6 protein-coding genes and 2 pseudogenes are annotated in these 18,011 nt (G+C 74.9%); 4 read left to right on the top strand and 4 right to left on the bottom strand.

Annotation, left to right across the window (positions count from 1 at the left end):
• Nucleotides 1–390: 390 nt before the first annotated feature.
• A complete protein-coding gene (locus tag ACZ62B_RS27235) occupies nt 391–1,869 on the top strand; it encodes a glutamate-cysteine ligase family protein (protein WP_468725719.1) in 1,479 nt (492 codons plus the stop codon).
• A 39-nt stretch (nt 1,870–1,908) separates the two neighbouring features.
• Here the strand turns inward: ACZ62B_RS27235 and ACZ62B_RS27230 are convergent, their stop codons facing one another.
• Nucleotides 1,909–2,295: a hypothetical protein gene (locus ACZ62B_RS27230; RefSeq protein ID WP_469692367.1), complete on the bottom strand. Its 387-nt coding sequence runs from the start codon at nt 2,293–2,295 to the stop codon at nt 1,909–1,911.
• 340 nt (nt 2,296–2,635) lie between these two features.
• Here ACZ62B_RS27230 and ACZ62B_RS27225 point away from each other — a divergent pair.
• Nucleotides 2,636–2,944: pseudogene (locus ACZ62B_RS27225) on the top strand (hydrogenase formation protein HypD); the annotation flags it as partial.
• Nucleotides 2,935–3,114, top strand: a pseudogene (locus tag ACZ62B_RS27220) (hydrogenase expression/formation protein HypE); the annotation flags it as partial. The pseudogenes ACZ62B_RS27225 and ACZ62B_RS27220, both read left to right, overlap by 10 nt.
• 65 nt (nt 3,115–3,179) lie before the next feature.
• Here ACZ62B_RS27220 and ACZ62B_RS27215 read toward each other — a convergent pair.
• Together ACZ62B_RS27215 and ACZ62B_RS27210 are read right to left on the bottom strand one after the other, a co-directional pair.
• Complete coding sequence (locus ACZ62B_RS27215; protein ID WP_344560189.1) at nt 3,180–3,905, bottom strand: FAD binding domain-containing protein; 726 nt, start codon at nt 3,903–3,905, stop codon at nt 3,180–3,182.
• Between the two features lie 134 nt (nt 3,906–4,039).
• Nucleotides 4,040–5,491, bottom strand: coding sequence for a WGR domain-containing protein (locus ACZ62B_RS27210; RefSeq protein ID WP_344560188.1), 1,452 nt, complete (start codon nt 5,489–5,491; stop codon nt 4,040–4,042).
• 131 nt (nt 5,492–5,622) lie between these two features.
• On the opposite strand from ACZ62B_RS27210, the gene ACZ62B_RS27205 reads away from it, so the two are divergent.
• Nucleotides 5,623–17,430: an amino acid adenylation domain-containing protein gene (locus tag ACZ62B_RS27205; RefSeq protein ID WP_469692364.1), complete on the top strand. Its 11,808-nt coding sequence runs from the start codon at nt 5,623–5,625 to the stop codon at nt 17,428–17,430.
• Here ACZ62B_RS27205 and ACZ62B_RS27200 read toward each other — a convergent pair.
• Nucleotides 17,407–17,958, bottom strand: coding sequence for a tellurite resistance TerB family protein (locus tag ACZ62B_RS27200; RefSeq protein ID WP_344560186.1), 552 nt, complete (start codon nt 17,956–17,958; stop codon nt 17,407–17,409). The genes ACZ62B_RS27205 and ACZ62B_RS27200 overlap by 24 nt on opposite strands.
• Nucleotides 17,959–18,011 lie beyond the last annotated feature (53 nt).

Genomic DNA, 18,011 nt, shown 5'->3' with positions numbered 1-18,011 from the left:
AGGCCCGCCCGCCGAGACGCGGGACAGAAGGGGACGACACCATGAGCGCCGAGCGGACCACCACCGACAGCCGACCGGGCCCTGCCCGGAGGTCGCCGAGAACCGCCTGCTGGTGATGGGGACGGACGCGCCCGGGAGGCCGAGCCGTCGGTGACGGCCGTGGAACTCGACGAGGACGGCGGCCGGACGCGGATCGCGCTCCGCCGGACGTGCGACACGGCGGAGGAACGCGACACGGCCGGGCAGGACGGCACCATGCTCCTCGACAGCCTGACCGCCTTCCTCGCCGGGAGCGTCCGGACGACGCACCGGGCTCGCGTGGTCGGACCCGGCCGCCGGTGCGACGCTGAAGTGGACAGGTTCCGAGGACGAGAACCCTGGAGGGAGACCATGGGACGGGACGTCCCGGCGCTCACCTTCACCCGCGAGGACCGCCGCCGCTACCGGATCAAGATGCAGGAGTGCCTGGAGACGTTCGCGCAGATGCTGCGCGAGTCACGCTTCGAGGCCGAGCGGCCCCGGGTGGGGCTGGAGATCGAGCTGAACCTGGTCGACGACCGGGCCGAGCCCGCGATGCGCAACACCGATGCGCTGGAGGCGATCGCGGACCCGGCCTGGGCGACGGAGCTGGGCCGGTTCAACCTGGAGATCAACATCCCGCCGCGGCGGCTCACCGCGGGCGGCCCCGACTCCTGGGAGGCCGAGATCCGCGCCGCGCTGAACCACGCGGAGCGGCGCGCCGGGTCGATCGGCACCCGTCTGATCATGACGGGCATCCTGCCCACCCTGCGCCAGGAGGACGTCGGCGAGGGAGCTCTGTCGGAGAACCCGCGCTACCGGCTGCTCAACGACCAGATCTTCGCGGCGCGCGGGGAGGACCTGCACATCGAGGTGACCGGCATCGACCGGCTGCGCACCTACGCGGACACGATCACCCCGGAGGCCGCCTGCACCAGCACGCAGTTCCACCTCCAGGTGTCCCCGGAGCGGTTCGCCGACTACTGGAACGCGGCACAGGCGATCGCCGGCGTCCAGGTCGCGCTCGCCGCCAACTCCCCCTTCCTGTTCGGCAAGGAGCTGTGGCACGAGACCCGGATCCCGCTGTTCGAGCAGGCCACGGACACCCGCCCGCAGGAGATCAAGGTGCAGGGGGTGCGGCCCCGGGTGTGGTTCGGGGAGCGCTGGATCACCAGCGTCTTCGACCTCTTCGAGGAGAACCTGCGCTACTTCCCCGCCCTGCTCCCGCTGTGCGACGAGCAGAACCCGGCGGAGACGCTGGAGCGCGGCGACATCCCCGAACTCGGGGAGCTGACCCTGCACAACGGCACCATCTACCGCTGGAACCGCCCGGTCTACGCCGTCGCCCAGGACAAACCGCACGTACGGGTGGAGAACCGGGTGCTGCCCGCCGGTCCGACCGTCGCCGACACGCTCGCCAACGGCGCCTTCTACTACGGGCTGACCCGCGCCCTGGTGGAGGAGGACCGCCCGGTGTGGTCACGGATGTCCTTCTCGGCCGCCGAGGACAATCTGCGGACGGCGGCGCGGTACGGCATCGACGCCCGGCTGTACTGGCCCGGGATGGGCGAGGTGCCCGCCTCCGAACTGGTCCTGCGGCGGCTGCTGCCGCTGGCGCACCGCGGGCTGGAGCTCTCCGGCATGGACGACGCCTGGCGGGAGCCGCTGCTCGGCGTCGTCGAGCAGCGCTGTGTCACCGGCCGCAACGGGGCGGTGTGGCAGAAGGAGATGTTCCATCACGTCGAGGCCTCGGCGCACTGCGGCCGGCACGAGGCGCTGCGGCGCATGACGCAGCAGTACATCGACTACATGCACCTCAACGCCCCGGTCCACACCTGGCCCGTCGACTGATCCGGGCGGGCGTCCGGGCCGGGCCCGTACGTCCGCCCGTCAGCCCGGCCGGCGTCCGGTGCCGGAGTCGTCGGGGTCGACCCCGGTGAAGGCGGACTCGTCCTTGGTGCCGCCGGGGCGTGCGGAGCGGCCCCGGCGGCCCGTGCCCCGCCTGCCCTCCTCACCCCGGTCCGCGTACTCCTCGCCCCGCCGCACGTCACTGCGCGCGACGTCGCCCGGGACGGAGGTGCGCTCGTCCTCGACGTGCCTGCGTCCCGCTCCGTGCGACGGCGCCTGTTCCTCCGCGTGGAAGGAGCGGCGGGCGCTCGGGTTCTCCTCCTGCCGCGTCTCGTCGACGTCCGGGGACCAGCCGTGGTGCCCGCTCCCCTGGTGACGGCCGGCCCCGCGGCCCCGTGACGGCCGCGACGACTTGCGATCCTCGGGCATGTGTCGGCCCACCTGTCCGCTCTCGTGGGGGCACGTCCCTCAGCGCCCCGGCAGTAAAAGCCTCCCACTCGTCGCATCTCAGGGCATATCGGGTGACCTGGAGCCGGTCGTGCGGCCTGCCCGGCGGACGGAAGTGCCACCCACGAGGATGAGGAACGGGATCCATGCCGACGCTCACGGGCCGGTGTGTTTGACCATCACAGTCAGCCGGGCCGCACCGGGTCCCGTCGTCCCCGGCGAACCGCCGGCGACCCGGGTGGGCGCCGTCCGCCGGCCCACCGTCGACGGCGCGATGTGGATCCCCGGACCGCGGGCCCGTACCGGACCGGGCGTCCCGCGCGCCTGCGGGCACGTGTGCAGCGTGATGGGTACGGAGGAGTACCCGGCGCTCGCCGAACGGCTCCGGGTGCCGATCGTGGTGACCGGGTTCGAGCCGCTGGACATCCTGGAGGGCGTGCGGCGCGCCGTGCGGGCCGAGGGCAGCCCGGCCGCGCGGGCCGTGCTGGACGACGTGTTCGAGGTCGCCGACCGGGCGTGGCGCGGTATCGGGGTCATCCCGGACAGCGGCCGGCGGCTGCCGGCCCGCTACCGGGAGCACGGCTTCCAGGTGGGGGACATCGCCACCCTGGAACCCGCCGAGTGCCGCGCGAGCACGCGGACGCGGTCCTGGCCGCGATGACGGCACATCACCTGGGTGCCGACGCCGCCGTCATCGGCGAGGTGGTCGCGGAGCACCCCGGCATGGTGGTCGCGCGGACCGGGCTCGGGGGGACCCGGGTGGTGGACCTGCCGATGGGCGAACGGCTCCCGCGGATCTGCCGAACGGTGCGCGCCGGTGCGCCACCCGGGCGGTCCGGGTGGCGCACCGGCGCCGACGGCCGGCGTCAGCGGTCGTCGGTGCGGTCCAGGAGCGCGGTCACCTCACGGCGCACCTCGTCCCGTGCCTCGGCGGGCAGTGACCCCAGGTCCGTACGGTCCAGGGCCCGCAGCACCTCCTCGGCTCCGGTGTTGTGACAGGGCGTGGTCTCGCTGATCACCTCGTAGCCGTCCCGGACGGCGACGAAGAGGCTGCGGGCGCCGTCGCTCCCGGTGTGCACGGCGGTGGCGACGACGAGGGGCGGCGGCCCGCCCGCCTCGCCGTCCGCCTTGTAGTATCCGCTGGCCACGGGGTCGCGCCAGCGGATACCGAGCAGCAGATGGCGCTTGGCCACCACTTCGGCCAGGTCGGTCTCGTAGGTGCCGTCCCGGTCCAGTACGGTCGCCCGCGCGTCCAGGACCAGCGCCGCGGGCAGCAGACAGCGCAGGGTGCTGCCCACGATGTTGCCGCCGACGGTGGCCGTCCGGCGTACGGCTCCGGTGCCCACGGTGGAGGCCGCCCGGCGCAGCACGTCCGGCACCCGGTCGTCCACCTGGTGCAGCAGGACGGCGGCGCCCAGCGCCTCGCGTTCTATGAGGGTGGCCTGGGGGAGCTTGCGCAGGGACATGGCCTGCTCGGGGAAGCCGTCGCGTTGCCAGAGGGCCCACACGAGGGTGGCTCCGCCGACGGGCACCGCTCCTTCGGCCAGATACCGCTGAGCTTCGGACAGGGATGTGGGCAGACGCAACAGCACGACGGTCGACCTGCTTTCCTGAACGGGGCCGGAAACCACGGTGTTTCACGGGGTGATCACGAGCACTGCATTGTCCTTGCCCATGCGGGGGCGCAAACAGGGCTCACGGGTTCGCCGAGTGCGCCCGCCGGCGGTCACTGGAGCCGGCGGATCTCCCCGCGCACCCGGTAGAAGCCGCCGGCCGCCGGGTGCAGCGCGTCCACGACATAGCGTGCGCCGGGCACCCGTATCGCCCGCGGGAACTGCACGTTCCAGGAACCGTCGTAGCCCTCGGACACGACGTGGACGCGCAGCCGGCCCTGCTGCTGGACGCATTCGACGACGACGGCACCGGTGGGGGCCTGGGCGACGGTCGCCACCGCGGTCGCGGCCGTGGCCGGCGCGTAGGTCGGCAGGGCCGCGGCGAGCTTGACGTCCCGCGCGACCGGCACCGTGCCCTGCTGCGCCGCGGAGACGGCCGCCTCGCTCGCGTCCACGCACACCAGCGAACCGTCCGTGGTCACCAGGTAGAGCCGCTCGTTCCGGTACTGCATGGACAGCGCCGATCCGCCGCCCGTGCCGAGCTTCCACAGACGCGTGCCGTCCCGGTCGAAGCAGTAGACGGACGACGCGGCGTCACCGGCGAAGACGAACCGTCCGCCCGGGGAGGTGGCGCAGGAGTAGACGGCGCTGTCGCAGGCGTAGGTGGCCTCGATGGCGCCGGTCGCCTTCGACAGCCGCTGCACCACGCGGTGCGCCGTACCGGCGTAGACGGTGTCGTCCTCCTGCCAGCCGAACAGCACCCCGCCGCGGGTGGGGGTGTGCCACAGCTCGCCGCCGCCGTCGGGCGCGTAGGCGGTGACACCTCCCTGGTGGCCGTGGTAGACGGCCCGGTCGTCGGCGCGGACCATCCAGGCGTGCTCGCCCTGGCTGCGGCGGGTCCACTGGTGCTCGTCCTCGTGGTCGATGACGGTGAGGCGGCCGGCGCGGTCCGAGACGTTCAGCACCCCTTCGTGGATGTCCAGCCAGAAGATGTCGACGTCCGCGGCGATGTCGTAGGCGGCGAACGGCAGCTTCGAGGAGAGGTCGTAGACCCGGCCGTCGTCACAGCCCGCGTAGATCCAGAAGTCGTCCGCGACCAGGCACTTCACCCCGTCCGGCAGGCTGAAGCGGGCCAGTACCTCGCCCTCGTGGTCCAGGGTGAAGACGTCTCCGGACTGATTGCCGACCCAGCAGCGGTCGTCGTCGACGTGGATGCCGAACGCCGAGGAGCCGGTGCCGAACCGCCACAGCACGGGGGCCACGGCGCGCGCGGTGGACGGGGCCGAGGCCACCTGACGACGGGTCACCGCGCGCGGGGCCCGCTGCCCCGGCACCGCCGGCTCGTAGCCCTTGCGGACCTTCTCCCCCACCTTCTTCGCCGCGGCGGCCCGCGCCTTCGCGACCGTGGGGAACGTCGTCGTCTGGGTCTGTCCCGTCGCGCCGATCCTGCCGTAGCGCACCGTCACCGTCTGGCCGTCGACCGTCACTTCGTAGAACTTGTGCGCGGCGCCGTCCTCCTGCGACAGCTCCAGATACGTCGTCGACACCGTGGAACCGGCAGACATGACAAACCCCTCCCCAGACGGAACCCGCGGCCGTTCCGCCGGGTCCTACTGATCAAACCGTAGGGGCAGCCACTGACAATGGGGTCGGTCGTCGTCGCCGACCGGTCGCCCCCGCACGAACGAACGGACCCATGAACGCCGTAACGCTGCTGGACGTCCTGCTGGACGCCGCCCGCCGTGCCCCCGACCAGGTGGTCGTCCATGTCCGGGGGGACGGCGGGGAGACGCCCGTCACCTTCCGGCGGCTGCTGGAGGACTCCCTGCGGGTCGCGGGCGGTTACCGTGACGCGGGAGTCGCGCCGGGCACCTGTGTGCCGGTGGTCGCGGACCGCGGTGAGGACTTCCAGCCCCTGTTCTGGGGCGCGCTCGCGGCCGGTCTGGTGCCAGTGCCGCTGGCGCCCGACGTGCGGCGGGTCCGCCCCGTGTGGGAGCACCTCGGGCGTCCCCCGGTCGCGGTGGACGAGGCCTGCGCGGACGTGGCCGGCCAACTCCCGGACGGCGCCCGGGTCCTGCGGCTGGAGGAGCTGCGGACGTCCTCCGCCGTCGGGTCGCCCGCCACCGCCGACCCGGACGGCCTGGCGTTCCTGCAGTTCTCCTCCGGCAGCACCGGGGCGCCCAAGGGCGTGGAGCTGACCCACGCCGCCGTGCTGGCCAACCTGCGCCAGCTGACCGGGGCCGCCGCGCTCACCGACCGGGACGTGGTGGTGAGCTGGATGCCGTACTTCCACGACATGGGGCTCATCGGCACCCATCTGGCGCCGCTCGCCGCGCGGGCCAAGCAGGTGCGGATCGCCCCGCTGTCGTTCGCGAAGAACCCCCGGCTGTGGTTCGAGGTGGCCGCCGCGCACCGGGCCACCCTGCTGTCCGCCGCGAACTTCGCCCTGGCGCTGACCGTCCGCCGGGTTCCCGAGGAGGTGTTCGCCGGGCTCGATCTGAGCACGGTGCGGCTGCTCCTGGTGGGCGCCGAGCCGATCTCGGCGACGGTGTGGCGGGACTTCGCCGCCCGGACCCGGCCGTCCGGGCTCGACCCCCGGGCGGCGACGCCCGTGTACGGGCTGGCCGAGGCGACCCTGGCCGTCGCGTTCCCGCCGCCGGGCGAGGTGGCCGTGCCCGTCGCCCTGGAGCGTGCCGCGCTCAGCCGGGGGCGGGCGGTGGAGCGGGAACCGGGCGGCGACGCCGTGGAGTTGATGGACGTGGGGCTGCCGGTGCCGGGGTGCTCGGTGCGTGTCACCGACGACCGGGGCCGTCCGCTGGGCGACCGGCGGGTGGGGCATGTCGAGGTGCGTGGTCCACAGGTGGCCCGCGGGTACCACGGTCTGCCGGAGGCGACTGCGGCCGCCTTCGCCGACGGCTGGCTGCGCACCGGTGACCTCGGTTTCCTGCGGGACGGACGGCTGTGTGTCAGCGGCCGGCACAAGGACGTGCTCTTCGTCAACGGCCGTACGTTCCACGCCCCGGACATGGAGGAGGTCGCGGCGGCCACGCCCGGGGTGCCGCCGGGGACGACGGTGGTGGTCGGGTCGACCGACCCGGTGACCGGCGGGGAGCGGGTGGTGGTGTTCGTGGCCTGGGCCCGGCCGCCGCGTTCGGCGGCCGGGGTGCTGGACCGGGTCGCGGGGCGGGTGCGGGCGGCGCTGGGCCACGACGACGTGCGGGTGTTCGCGCTGCCGCCGTCCGCCTTCCCGCGCACGACCAGCGGCAAGGTGCGGCGGCAGCGGATGCGGTCGCGGTTCGAGGAGGGGGCGTACCGGCCCACGGCCGCCTCCGGGGTGGCCGTGGCGAGCCAGGAACCGCCGCGGCCGTCCGGGGACCCGGCGCCGGTGCCCCGCTCCCGCACGGAGGTGCGGGGCGTGGTGCGGGAGGTCTGGGCGAAGGTGCTGGGCATACCGGAGCCGTCGTTCGGGGACCGGGACCGGTTCGCCGAGCTGGGCGGCGGCTCGCTCAAGGCGATGGAGGCGCTCGCCGAGCTGGAGCGGGCGCTGGACGTGACGCTCGGGCCGGCCGTGATGCGCGACGACACGGTGGCCGCCCTCACCGACCACCTCCTGGACGCGGCGGGGCGGCAGGCGCCCGGGCGAAGGGGGACCGGGGACGGTGCGTCGTCCCGGGGCCCGGAGACCGCCGTGGTGGGGCTGGCCTGCCGGTTCCCCGGCGCGGGTACGCCGGAGGAGTTCTGGGAGCTGCTCACCGCCGGCCGCGATGCCGTGACGGCGGTGCCCGCGGGCCGCTGGGGCACGGCCGGGGCGGCGGCGGAGGACGGGCGGTGGGGTGCCTTCCTGGACGACCCCGCCGCCTTCGACGCCGGGCACTTCGGGATCGGTGCCGAGGAGGCGCGCGCGCTCGACCCGCAGGCACGGATCTTCCTCGAACTCGCCCACGAGGCGCTGGAACGCGCCGGATACGCCGGGCCGCGCCGCCGCGGCCTGCGGATCGGCGTCTTCGCCGCCGTCGGCGACAGCGGCTACCGGCAGATCCTCGCCGACGCCGCCCCCGGCGACACGCCGCCGGTCGAGGCCGCCCTGACCGGCAACCTCCCGAACCTCGTCGCCGCCCGCGTGGCGCACTGTCTCGACCTGGACGGGCCGGCGCTGGCCGTGGACACCGCCTGCTCCTCGGGCCTGGTGGCCCTGCACCTGGCCCGGCGCAGCCTCGCGGACGGCGAGTGCGACCTCGCGGTCGTCGGCGGCGTCAACCTGCATCTGACCCCGGCCGCGCACCGCTCCCTGGAGGCGGCGCAGGCCCTGTCGCCGACCGGGCGCGGCCGCGCCTTCGGCTCTGCGGCCGACGGGTTCGTACCGGGCGAGGGCGGGGCGGCACTCGTCGTACGGCGGCTGGCGGAGGCCCACCGTGACGACGACACGGTGCTCGCCGTCGTCCGCGGCACCGCCGTCAACAACGACGGTACGTCGCTGAGTCTGATGGCGCCCAATCCGCTGCGCCAGCGGGAGGTGATCACCCGGGCGTACGAGGACTGCGGCGTCGACCCGGCGTCGGTGACCTACGTCGAGGCGCACGGCACGGGCACGGCCGTCGGCGACCCGGTCGAACTGCGGTCCCTGACACACGCCTTCCCGCCCCGCCCGGACGGCCGGCCCCGGCTGCTCGGCTCGGTGAAGACCAACATCGGGCATCTGCTGAACGCGGCGGCGCTGCCCTCGCTGGTGAAGGTCGTCCTGGCCCTCGGCCACGGCCGGCTGCCCGCCTCGCTGCACCACACCCCGCCCTCCCCCGCGGTGGAACGGTCCGGGTTCGCCCTCGTCACCGGGGAGACCGACTGGGAGTCGGACGGGCCGCGCAGGGCGGGCGTCAACGCCTTCGGCTTCGGCGGCACCAACGCGCACGCCGTCCTGGAGGAGGCCCCGCCCGCGCCGGTGCGCACCGCGCGCCGGGCGGGCGACGGCCCTCGTCTGCTGACCCTTTCGGCGGGCAGCGCACAGGGGCTGGAGGCGTGGGCGTCGCGGCTCGCGGAGCATCTGCGCGAGCACCCGGGGCTCGACGAGGCCGACGTCTGTGCGACGGCCGGTACGGCACGGGACGACCGGCCCCACCGTCTCGCGATCGTCGCCGACGGCGACCTGCCGGAACGGCTCACCGCGGCGTGCACGGCACGACGGGGCGCGATCACCGGGACGGTGACGCACCGGCCCCGGACCGTCTTCGTCCTGCCCGGCCAGGGCGGCCTGCGGCCGGGTCCGGGCGCGGCGCTGTACGCCACGGCGCCGGTGTACCGCGCCACGCTCGACGAGGCGTCGGCGGCCGTCGGAAGGGTGTGCGGGCGGGAGCTGACGGACTGGTGCGTCGACGGCGACGTGGCCGAGGACGACCTGGCCGCGACGGAGGTGGCGCAGCCGCTGCTGGTCGCGCACGGTGTCGCCCTCGCCCGGCAACTGACCGCCTGGGGCGTACGGCCCGACGCGGTCGTCGGACACAGCGTCGGCGAACTCGCGGCCGCCTGCGTGGGCGGGACGCTGTCCCTGCGCGAGGCGGTGACGTTCGCGGCGGAACGGGGCCGGCTCATGGGCGGGTCGACCGCACCGGGCGCCATGGCGGCCGTACTGGGCGCCGAGGAGCGGGAGGTGTCCGCCCTGGTGGACGCCTCCGGGGGCGAACTGGCGGTCGCGGCGTACAACGGGCCGGGGCGGCTGGTGATCTCCGGCACCCCCGACGCGGTCCGCGAGGCGTCACGGCGGCTCGCCGAACGGGGCGCGGCCGTACGCCCGTTGCGGGTGTCGCGCGCCTTCCACTCCCCGCTGATGGAGCCGGTCGCCCAGGCCCTGTCGGACGCGGCCCGCGAACTGACCCCGACGGCACCCACGACACCGGTGATGAGCACACTCACCGCCGCGTGGCAGCCCCCGATGACCCCGGACCACCTACGCGAACACGCCTTGCGTCCGGTGCGGTTCGACCGCGCGGTGACGCGCCTGGTGGAGGAGGGCTACGACACGTTCGTGGACCTCGGCCCGACCCGGACGGTAGCGGCAGACGGCGATGTCTTCGTGGTGTCGGCGGTCGAAGCGCCGGGCGGTGCACGGGAGTTGCTGGAGACCGTGGCCCGACTGTGGACCCGAGGCGTACCGGTGGACCGTACGACCCTCGACGAGGGGCACCGACGGATACCGCTCCCGCCCTACCCGTACCAGCGAAGCAGGTACTGGTCCGAACCCACGACACAGGGCTTGCTGCACGACATCGTGTGGCAGAACTCGTCGCCCACCGCGGGCAGTCGTACCTCCCTCAGAGCCCGAAAGGGCCTGGGAGGTACCCCCAGGGCGATGGGGGTCCCCCCGCTCGAGCGGAGCCGGGAGTGGGGGAGGGTGGGTGCAGCGGCACCTCGCAAGCACCGAGCAGCGCAGCCCCACCCCCGGCCCACCCCGACGCACCCCGCCGTCACAGTGACCGGTGCGGACCTGACAGCGGTACGCCGGCTGACAGACCGACTCGCCGCCCAGGGGGCGGATGACGCCGAGACCCCGGAGACCGTGATCCTGCTCGCCGACACGGCCCGCCCCCTAACGCTGCCGGACCTGCGACAACACCAGCACCAGGCAGTCACGGCACTGCATGAAGCACTCGCCCTGCTCGACCGAACCGGCGCCCGCCGCCTGCTGGTGGTGACCCAGGACGCACACGTCACAGGCCACGGCCCGGAGAACCCGAACCCCGCCCAGGCGATCCTCGGCGGCCTGGCCCTGGCCGTCCCCGAGGAGTCGGGGGTGATCGCGAACTGGATCGACCTCTCCTCCCTCGACGACGAGGAGCAGCACCTGCGGGCACTGCTCGCCGAGACATCGGCGCCGCAGGCGGAAGGAGCCGTCGCCTGGCGGGCCGGGCAGCGCTCGGTACGGGCCGTCGTGCCACGCACCGGGGAACACACGGCCCGCACGGCCCCGTTGCCCGCCGACGGCGCCTACCTGATCACGGGCGGCGCCGGAGGCATCGGCTCCGCGCTGGCCCGGCAACTCGCGAACCGGGCCCGCCCCGTCCTCGTACTGGCAGGACGCTCCCCCCACCCGCCCCGGGGTCTCCTGGAAGAACTCACCGCACTCGGCGCCGACGCCCGCTACGTCACGGCCGACCTCACCGTCCCCGACGACGTCGAACGGCTCGTCGCCGGCCTCCCCCCGCTGGACGCCGTCTTCCACGCGGCCGGAGTCGCCCGGCCCGGCAGTCTGCGCGGAACGGACGCGGAGGAGACGGTCGACGCGCTGGGCGCGAAGACGCTCGGCACCGTCCTGCTGACCGAGGCGCTGGACCGGCACGGGCAGCACCCCGGAGTGCGTGTCGCGTTCTCGTCGGTGTCGTCGGTGCTGCCCGGCCTGGCCGGCGCCCTGGGCGCGTACGCGGCGGCGAACGCCTTCCTCGACTCCTTCGCCGGGGCCGAACGGCGGGCGGGCCGCCCGTGGCTGTCGGTGAACCTCGGGCCGTTCGGCGGGACGGGCCTCGCCGCCGGGGGCGTCGGCGGCCTCGCGACCGCCGCGGGCCGGCCGCTGGCGACGGCGCCCGCACTGGCGGCCCTGCGGTCGGCCTGCGGCACGGACGCGGCACAGCTGGTGCTCGCCGATCTGACGCCCACGACACCCCCGGCCAGCCCGGCACCGCCGCCCATGGCCGGCGGAACGAGCGATCGAACCCCGGCCTCCTCCGGTACGGCCGCCGTACTGCGGGAGCTGCTGGCGCGGTCCCTCGAGGTCCCGCCGGCGGCGGTCGACGACGACACGCCGTTCCTGACCCTCGGCCTGGACTCGCTGGGCGCCGTCGACCTCGTCAAACGGCTGGAGCGGAAGCTGGGGCGGGACCTGCCCACCACGCTCTTCTTCGAGCACCGGACCGTGCGCGAACTCGCCGCCCACCTCGACGACCGGGTCCCGGACCGCCCGGACCACCTGGACGGCGAGCCCTTCGCGCTGACGCCCGTCCAGCTCGCGCTCCACACCAGCAGCCTGCTCCACCCGGACGTCCCGGCGCGCGGTCATCTGCGGCTGACGATCCGCGGCCCGCTCGACACCGGCGTCCTCGGCCGGGCGCTGGCGCACCTGGCGGAACGGCACGGCATGCTGCGGCTGCGGGTGGACACCTCGGGCGCGCGGCCGACGCAGCGGGTGGCCGCGCCGGTTCCGGTGGCGGACTGGTACGAGGTGCGGGACTGCGCGGCCGAGGACCTGGCCGGCACCGAGTCCGCCGTGTGCAACCGGCCTTTCGACCTGACGGCGGGTCCGCCGGTACGCGCCGTGCTGCTCCGCCAGGAGCCGGAACTCGCCCATCTGCTGCTGGTCGTGCACCACGCGGCCGCCGACGGGTACAGCCTCAACGTCCTCGCCGAGGAACTGTGGACCTCGTACACCGCGTTGTGGCACGGAGAGCCCACGCCACAGCCGGTGCCGGCGGCGCCGGACTTCGCGCGGTACGCGGCGAGCACGCGGCACCCCGGTGTGCCGGATGCCGTCCGGCGCTACTGGGCGGAGCGTCTCGCCGCGCGCGGTGCGCCACTGCGGCTGCCCTACGACGGTGATCCCGACGCTCCCGCGACCGGCCCGATCGTGCAGCACCACGGCGCGTTCGACGCGGAGTCGAGCGCCGGTCTCGAACGGCTCGCCGCCACGCACGGCGTGTCCCTGTTCCATCTGCTCCTCGCCGCGTACGTGCGCTGTCTCGCGCGGTGGACGGGGCGCCGGGACGTCGCCGTGAACGTGGCCAGGGCGGGCCGCGACGACCGCTTCGACGGGATGGACCGGCTCGTCGGTCCGCTCGCCGACACCCTGCCGCTGCTGTGCGAGGTGGACGGCGGGGAGCCGGTCGTGGCGCTGGCGGAGCGGCTGCGCCGGCTGTGGCTGGAGAGCGAGCGGCACGCCGGGGTGAGCAGTCTGGACCTGGCCGGGATGCTGCCCGGCGCCGGTGCCGGGCCCCGTACGGTGAGCCCGGCGGGCTTCAGTTTCGCCCGGTTCCCGGCCGCGGCGGCACCCGGCTGCCCGGTGGAGGTGGGGGCGACCGCGGCCGGCACCGGGTCGGCGACGACCCGGCTGTCCCTGCTGTGCTGGGCGGACGGTCCGGTGCTGCGCGTGTCGTGGAACTTCCCGGCGCCGCTGTTCGAGCGGGCCACCGTGGCCCGTCTGGACCGGGAGTTCCGGGAGGAGCTGGCGGCGCTCGTGCCCGTGCCCGGACCGGCACCGTCCGCGCTGCCCGACGGGCGCCTTCCTCTGATCACCCGGCTGCTCGACCGGTTCCGTACGCGTCCCGGCGCGACCGCCGTCGACGCCGGGGAGGCGTCCCTCACGTACGGGGAACTCGACCGTGCCTCCGCCGCCCTCGCGGCGCGGCTGCGTGCGCAGGGCGTCCGTCCGGGCGGTCTGGTCGGGCTGCTGACCGAGCCGGGTGCGGACACGGTGGTGGGTGTGGTGGGCATCCTGCGGGCCGGGGCCGGCTGGGTCCCGCTGGATCCGGAGCATCCCCGGGCGCGGCTGACCGATCAGCTGACCCGTACGGGCGCCTCCACGGTGGTGTGCCACTCCCCCACCCTGGGCCTCGCCCAAGGCCTGAACGGCGTACGGACGGTGGCGGCCGACGGCCCGTCGGACGACGACGGCCCTGCCGCCGCCGCGCCGGATCCCGGGGCGGTCGCGTACGTCATCTTCACCTCCGGGTCGACGGGACGCCCGAAGGCGGTGCCGGTCACCCACCGGGCGATGGAGAACTACCTCGACTGGGCCGTCGACACCTTCGGCTACGGCCCCGACGACCGTCTCGCGCAGACCGCGTCGCCGTGTTTCGACGCCTCGGTGCGCCAGTTGCTCGCGCCGCTGATGGTGGGCGGCACCGTGGTGACCGTGCCCAGGCACCTGCTGCGGGACCCCGAGCTGCTGCTGGCGCGGGTGGAGCGGGCGCGGGTGACCGTGTGGAGTTCCGTTCCGACGCTGTGGGAGCAGCTGCTGTCGGCCGCCGAGGCACGGGCGGGGCGGGGTGCGGCACCGGTGGACCTGTCGGCGCTGCGCTGGGTGCACGTCGGCGGTGAGGCGCTGCCCGTGGAGCATGTGCGCCGCTGGTTCGACCTGTTCGGGGGCGGCACGCGCGTCGCGAACCTGTACGGGCCGACCGAGGCGACCGTCAACGCCACCTGCCACATCATCGAGGCACGCCCGGGTGACGAGGTGCGGCGGCTGCCGATCGGGCGGCCCGCGGCCGGTGCCCTGCTGGAGGTGGTCGACGCCGACGGTGCCGTGTGCGGGGCTGGTGAGGCCGGGGAGCTGCTCATCGCGGGTGTCGGTCTGACCTCCGGCTATCTGGGCGAACCGGAGCTGACCGCGCGGGCGTTCACGGTGCGCGGGGGGCGGCGCTGGTATCGCAGCGGGGACCGGGTGCGCCGGTCGGCGGACGGCGTCCTGGAGTTCCTGGGGCGGGTCGACGACCAGGTGAAGATCCGCGGGAACCGGGTGGAGCCGGGAGAGGTGGAGGCGGCGCTGCAGACCTGTCCCGGTGTCGGGCGGGCCGTGGTGCTCGCGCACGAGGGACGGCTGCTCGCCTTCGTCACCACCCGGGCGGGGGCCGAACGGCCGGTCGCGGGTGAGGTGCGCCGGCATCTGGCCGGGCTGCTGCCGTCGTACATGGTCCCGGCGCGGATCACGTTCGTCGACGTGCTGCCGCTGACCGGAACCGGCAAGGTCGACCGGCCGGCGCTGCTGACGACGGACGCCGGTCCGGGCACACCGTCCGGTGACGGGAGGACTCCCCCGGCCACGGCGACCGAGCGGCGGCTGGCGGCGATCTGGTGCGAGGTGCTGCGGGTGGCCGCCGTGTGCCGGGAGGACGACTTCTTCGAACTGGGCGGCGATTCACTGCTCGTCCTCCAGGTGTTCGCCCGGCTCGCGGAGCGGGCGGGGCCGCTGCCCCGGCCGACCGTGGTCTACCGTCACCGCACCCTCGCCGCACTGGCGGAGGCCGTGGACGGCGCCGCGGAAGGGGACGTCACGGACGCCGCGCCCGCTCCGTCCGGTGACCGGGATCCGGGCCCGTTCCCGGTCACTCCCGGCCAGCGCGGGTTCCTCCTCGCCGAGGCGCTCTCGCCGGGCGTCGGAACGTGGCTGGCGCGGCTCCGGCTGTCCGGGCCGCTGGATCCGGACCTCTTCCAGCGGGCGGTGGACGTGCTGGTGGAGCGCCACGGCATGCTGCGCACCGTCTTTCCCTCCGGTGCCCGGCCGCCCGTGCAGCAGGAGCTGCCCCGGTCGCTGCGGCTGCCGGTCGGCTTCGAGACGGTCGCCGATCCCGCCGAGGTGGACGAGCGGGCCGCGACCGAGGCGGAGCGGCGTCTGGAACCCTGGGCGTGGCCGTTGATACGCCTGCGGGTGCTCACCCTGGAGCCGCGGGAGCACGTCCTGCTGGTGCACGCGCACCATCTCATCGGTGACGGTTACAGTTCGGCGCTGCTGATACGGGAACTCATCGAGGTGTACGACCGGCTGGCCGGCGGCGCCGCGCCCGCACTGCCCGCGCTGCGGGCCGGTTTCCGCGACCACGCCCTGGCGGTGGCCGGGTCCGCCGCCGGCGCACCGGCCACGGCGGAGCACCGGGCCCGGACCGGCCGGCTGAACGCCCCGTACCGGCCGCCGGTGCTGCGTACCGCCGCCGTGGGCGGCGACCACCGTTTCGAGTCGGCCGGGTTCACGCTCGACGCGACGCTGACGGCCGCCCTGCGCGAGGTCGCCTCGGCCGCGCGGACCACGCTGTACGCCCCGCTGCTGACCGCCTACTACCAGGAGTTGACGGCGGTGACGGGCCGGCCCGATCTGGTGGTGGGACTGGCGGTCAGCGGCCGGGACCGTGCGCTGCCCGACGCGCACCGGGTCTTCGGGCCGTTCGCCGGCGCCGTACCCGTGCGGCCGGCCGGCGCGGCCGACGCGCCCCTCGCGGAAGGGGAGTTCGGTGACGCGCTGCGCCGGATCGTGGCGGAGGCGGAGGAGGCGCGCGCCCATGAGGACGTGGTGCCCCGGCACGCCGACGGTCTGCCCGTGACGTCGCAGTTCTTCTTCACCCACCTCGACTTCGCCGCGCTGGCCCCGCGGGGCGACGGTGCGCTGCGGGTGGCGTGGGAGGCGGGGGACAGCGTGTTCCTGCCGCCGTCGTCGGCGACGGATCTGTTCATGGCGGTACGGCCGGACGGTGACGGGCTGCGGGTCACCGTCCGGGGCAGCGCCGCCGCGTTCTCGCCGGACGCGCTCGACGGCTTCGTCCGCTCGGTGCGCGGCCGTCTGGTGCGGGCGGCCGGGAACCGCCGGGTCGTGGTGCCCCCGCCGAGGAGGCGGCGGGGGACGACGGACGCGGCTCTCGTCGGCTATCTGCCGGCGCCGGAGCACCTCGCCCGGCTGGCTGGCCTGCCCGAGGCGGCGCTGCCCCGGGCCGAGATGCGCGCCCTGTTGTTCCCCGACGGCGGCCCGAGGCTGCTGGAGACGGTGCGCACACCGCTGGGCCGGTCGGGTTTCGTGTGCGTGCCGCTGTTCGCCGACGAACTCGGGCGGGGGGCCTCTCTGGTGGACCACACCGCTCGCGCGGTGTCGCTGGCCGCCTCCCTGGGCGCGCGCTGTGTGTCCCTCGCCGGGATGATCCCGTCGCTGACCGGATACGGCTTCGACGTGCTGCGGCACCGGCGGTACCCGTCGGCCGTGACGACGGGGCACGCGGCGACGGTGGTGTCGGTGGTCAGGACCGTGCACGCGGCGCTGGACGCGACCGGCCGGGATCTCGCCGACCTGGAGGTGGCGTTCGCCGGGCTGGGTTCGATCGGTGCGTCGTCACTGGAGCTGCTGCTGTCGCTGGCCGCCCGCCCGCCCCGGCGTCTGCTGCTGTGCGATGTGCGCGGCAGCGGGGCCCGGCTGAGGGAGCTCGGCCGCCGGCTGAGGGAGCGCGGGCTGGCCGGTGAGGTGGAGGCCGTCGAGGCGCAGCGGATGCTGCCGGACGCCGTGCACGCCGCGGATCTGCTGGTGACGGCGGTGAGCGGGGCGACGGCGGTGCTCGACGTCGACCGGCTCCGGCCCGGTGCCGTCGTGGTCGACGATTCCTTCCCGCACTGCTTCGACACCGGACGGGCCCTCGCCCGTATGCGGGAACGGAGCGACGTCCTGGTCCTGGGCGGCGGACTGCTGCACGTCGGCGGCACCGGCCGGGAGGTCGCCGACGACCTCCCGGCCGCGGCGGCGGCCGGCTACCTCGCCCAGCCCTGGATCGAGGGAACCCTGGCCTCCTGCCGCGCCGAGTCCCTGCTGCGCGCCTCGGACGACCGGCTGCCGCTGGTGCACGGCCTGGTGGACGCGGCGGTGGCGCGGGCCCACTGGGACGCCATGGAGGAGGCCGGGATCACGGCGGCACCGCTGCACCTGCTCGGTCACACCGTCGGCCCGGCGTCGGGCGCCGCTCTCCCCGAGCCGCCGTCAGATACCGAACTCCGCCGGTGAGAGGTTGAGGACCGAGCAGGCGTCGCGCACGGCGTACTGCTCGGCCGGCTCGAAGCTGCCGTCGGCTCCGGCGACGACGAGGCCGGTCTGGACGACGGCCCGGGCCTCGACCGGCTTCTTCGCCGCCTTGGCGATGTCCTCCAGCGCCCGGGCCTTGCCCAGCTCGAAGTTGGCCGTGAGCCGGTCCACGTGCTCGTTGAACCGCTTGCGGAGCTGGTCCGCCGGGAAGTTCTGCAACACCTCGTTGGAGACGATCAGTTCCTCCACGCGCTGCCGCTCGGCCGGGTCGACGCGTCCGTCGGCCGCGGCGACCAGCGCGCACATCGCCATGCTGGCGTCCCGGTAGGCACCGCTCTTGAGCTCCGCCTTGGCCGACGCGAGCTGGGACTTGAACAGCCCCATGAGCTGGGCCTTGGAGCCGCCGCCCGAGGAGGAACCGTGCCCGTGCTGCTGTCCGCTCCCCGCCCGTGCGCCCTGGGACTGCTGGAGGGCCCTGGCCTGTTCCTTGAGCCGGTCAAACATCGCCACTTGGTGCCACCTCTTCTGTCGCTGTCACGGTCCGTCCGGTCAAACGGACGCGG

The sequence above is a fragment of the Streptomyces sp. NPDC053426 genome, assembly GCF_055585405.1.
This window is presented reverse-complemented; position numbering and strand designations above follow the sequence as displayed.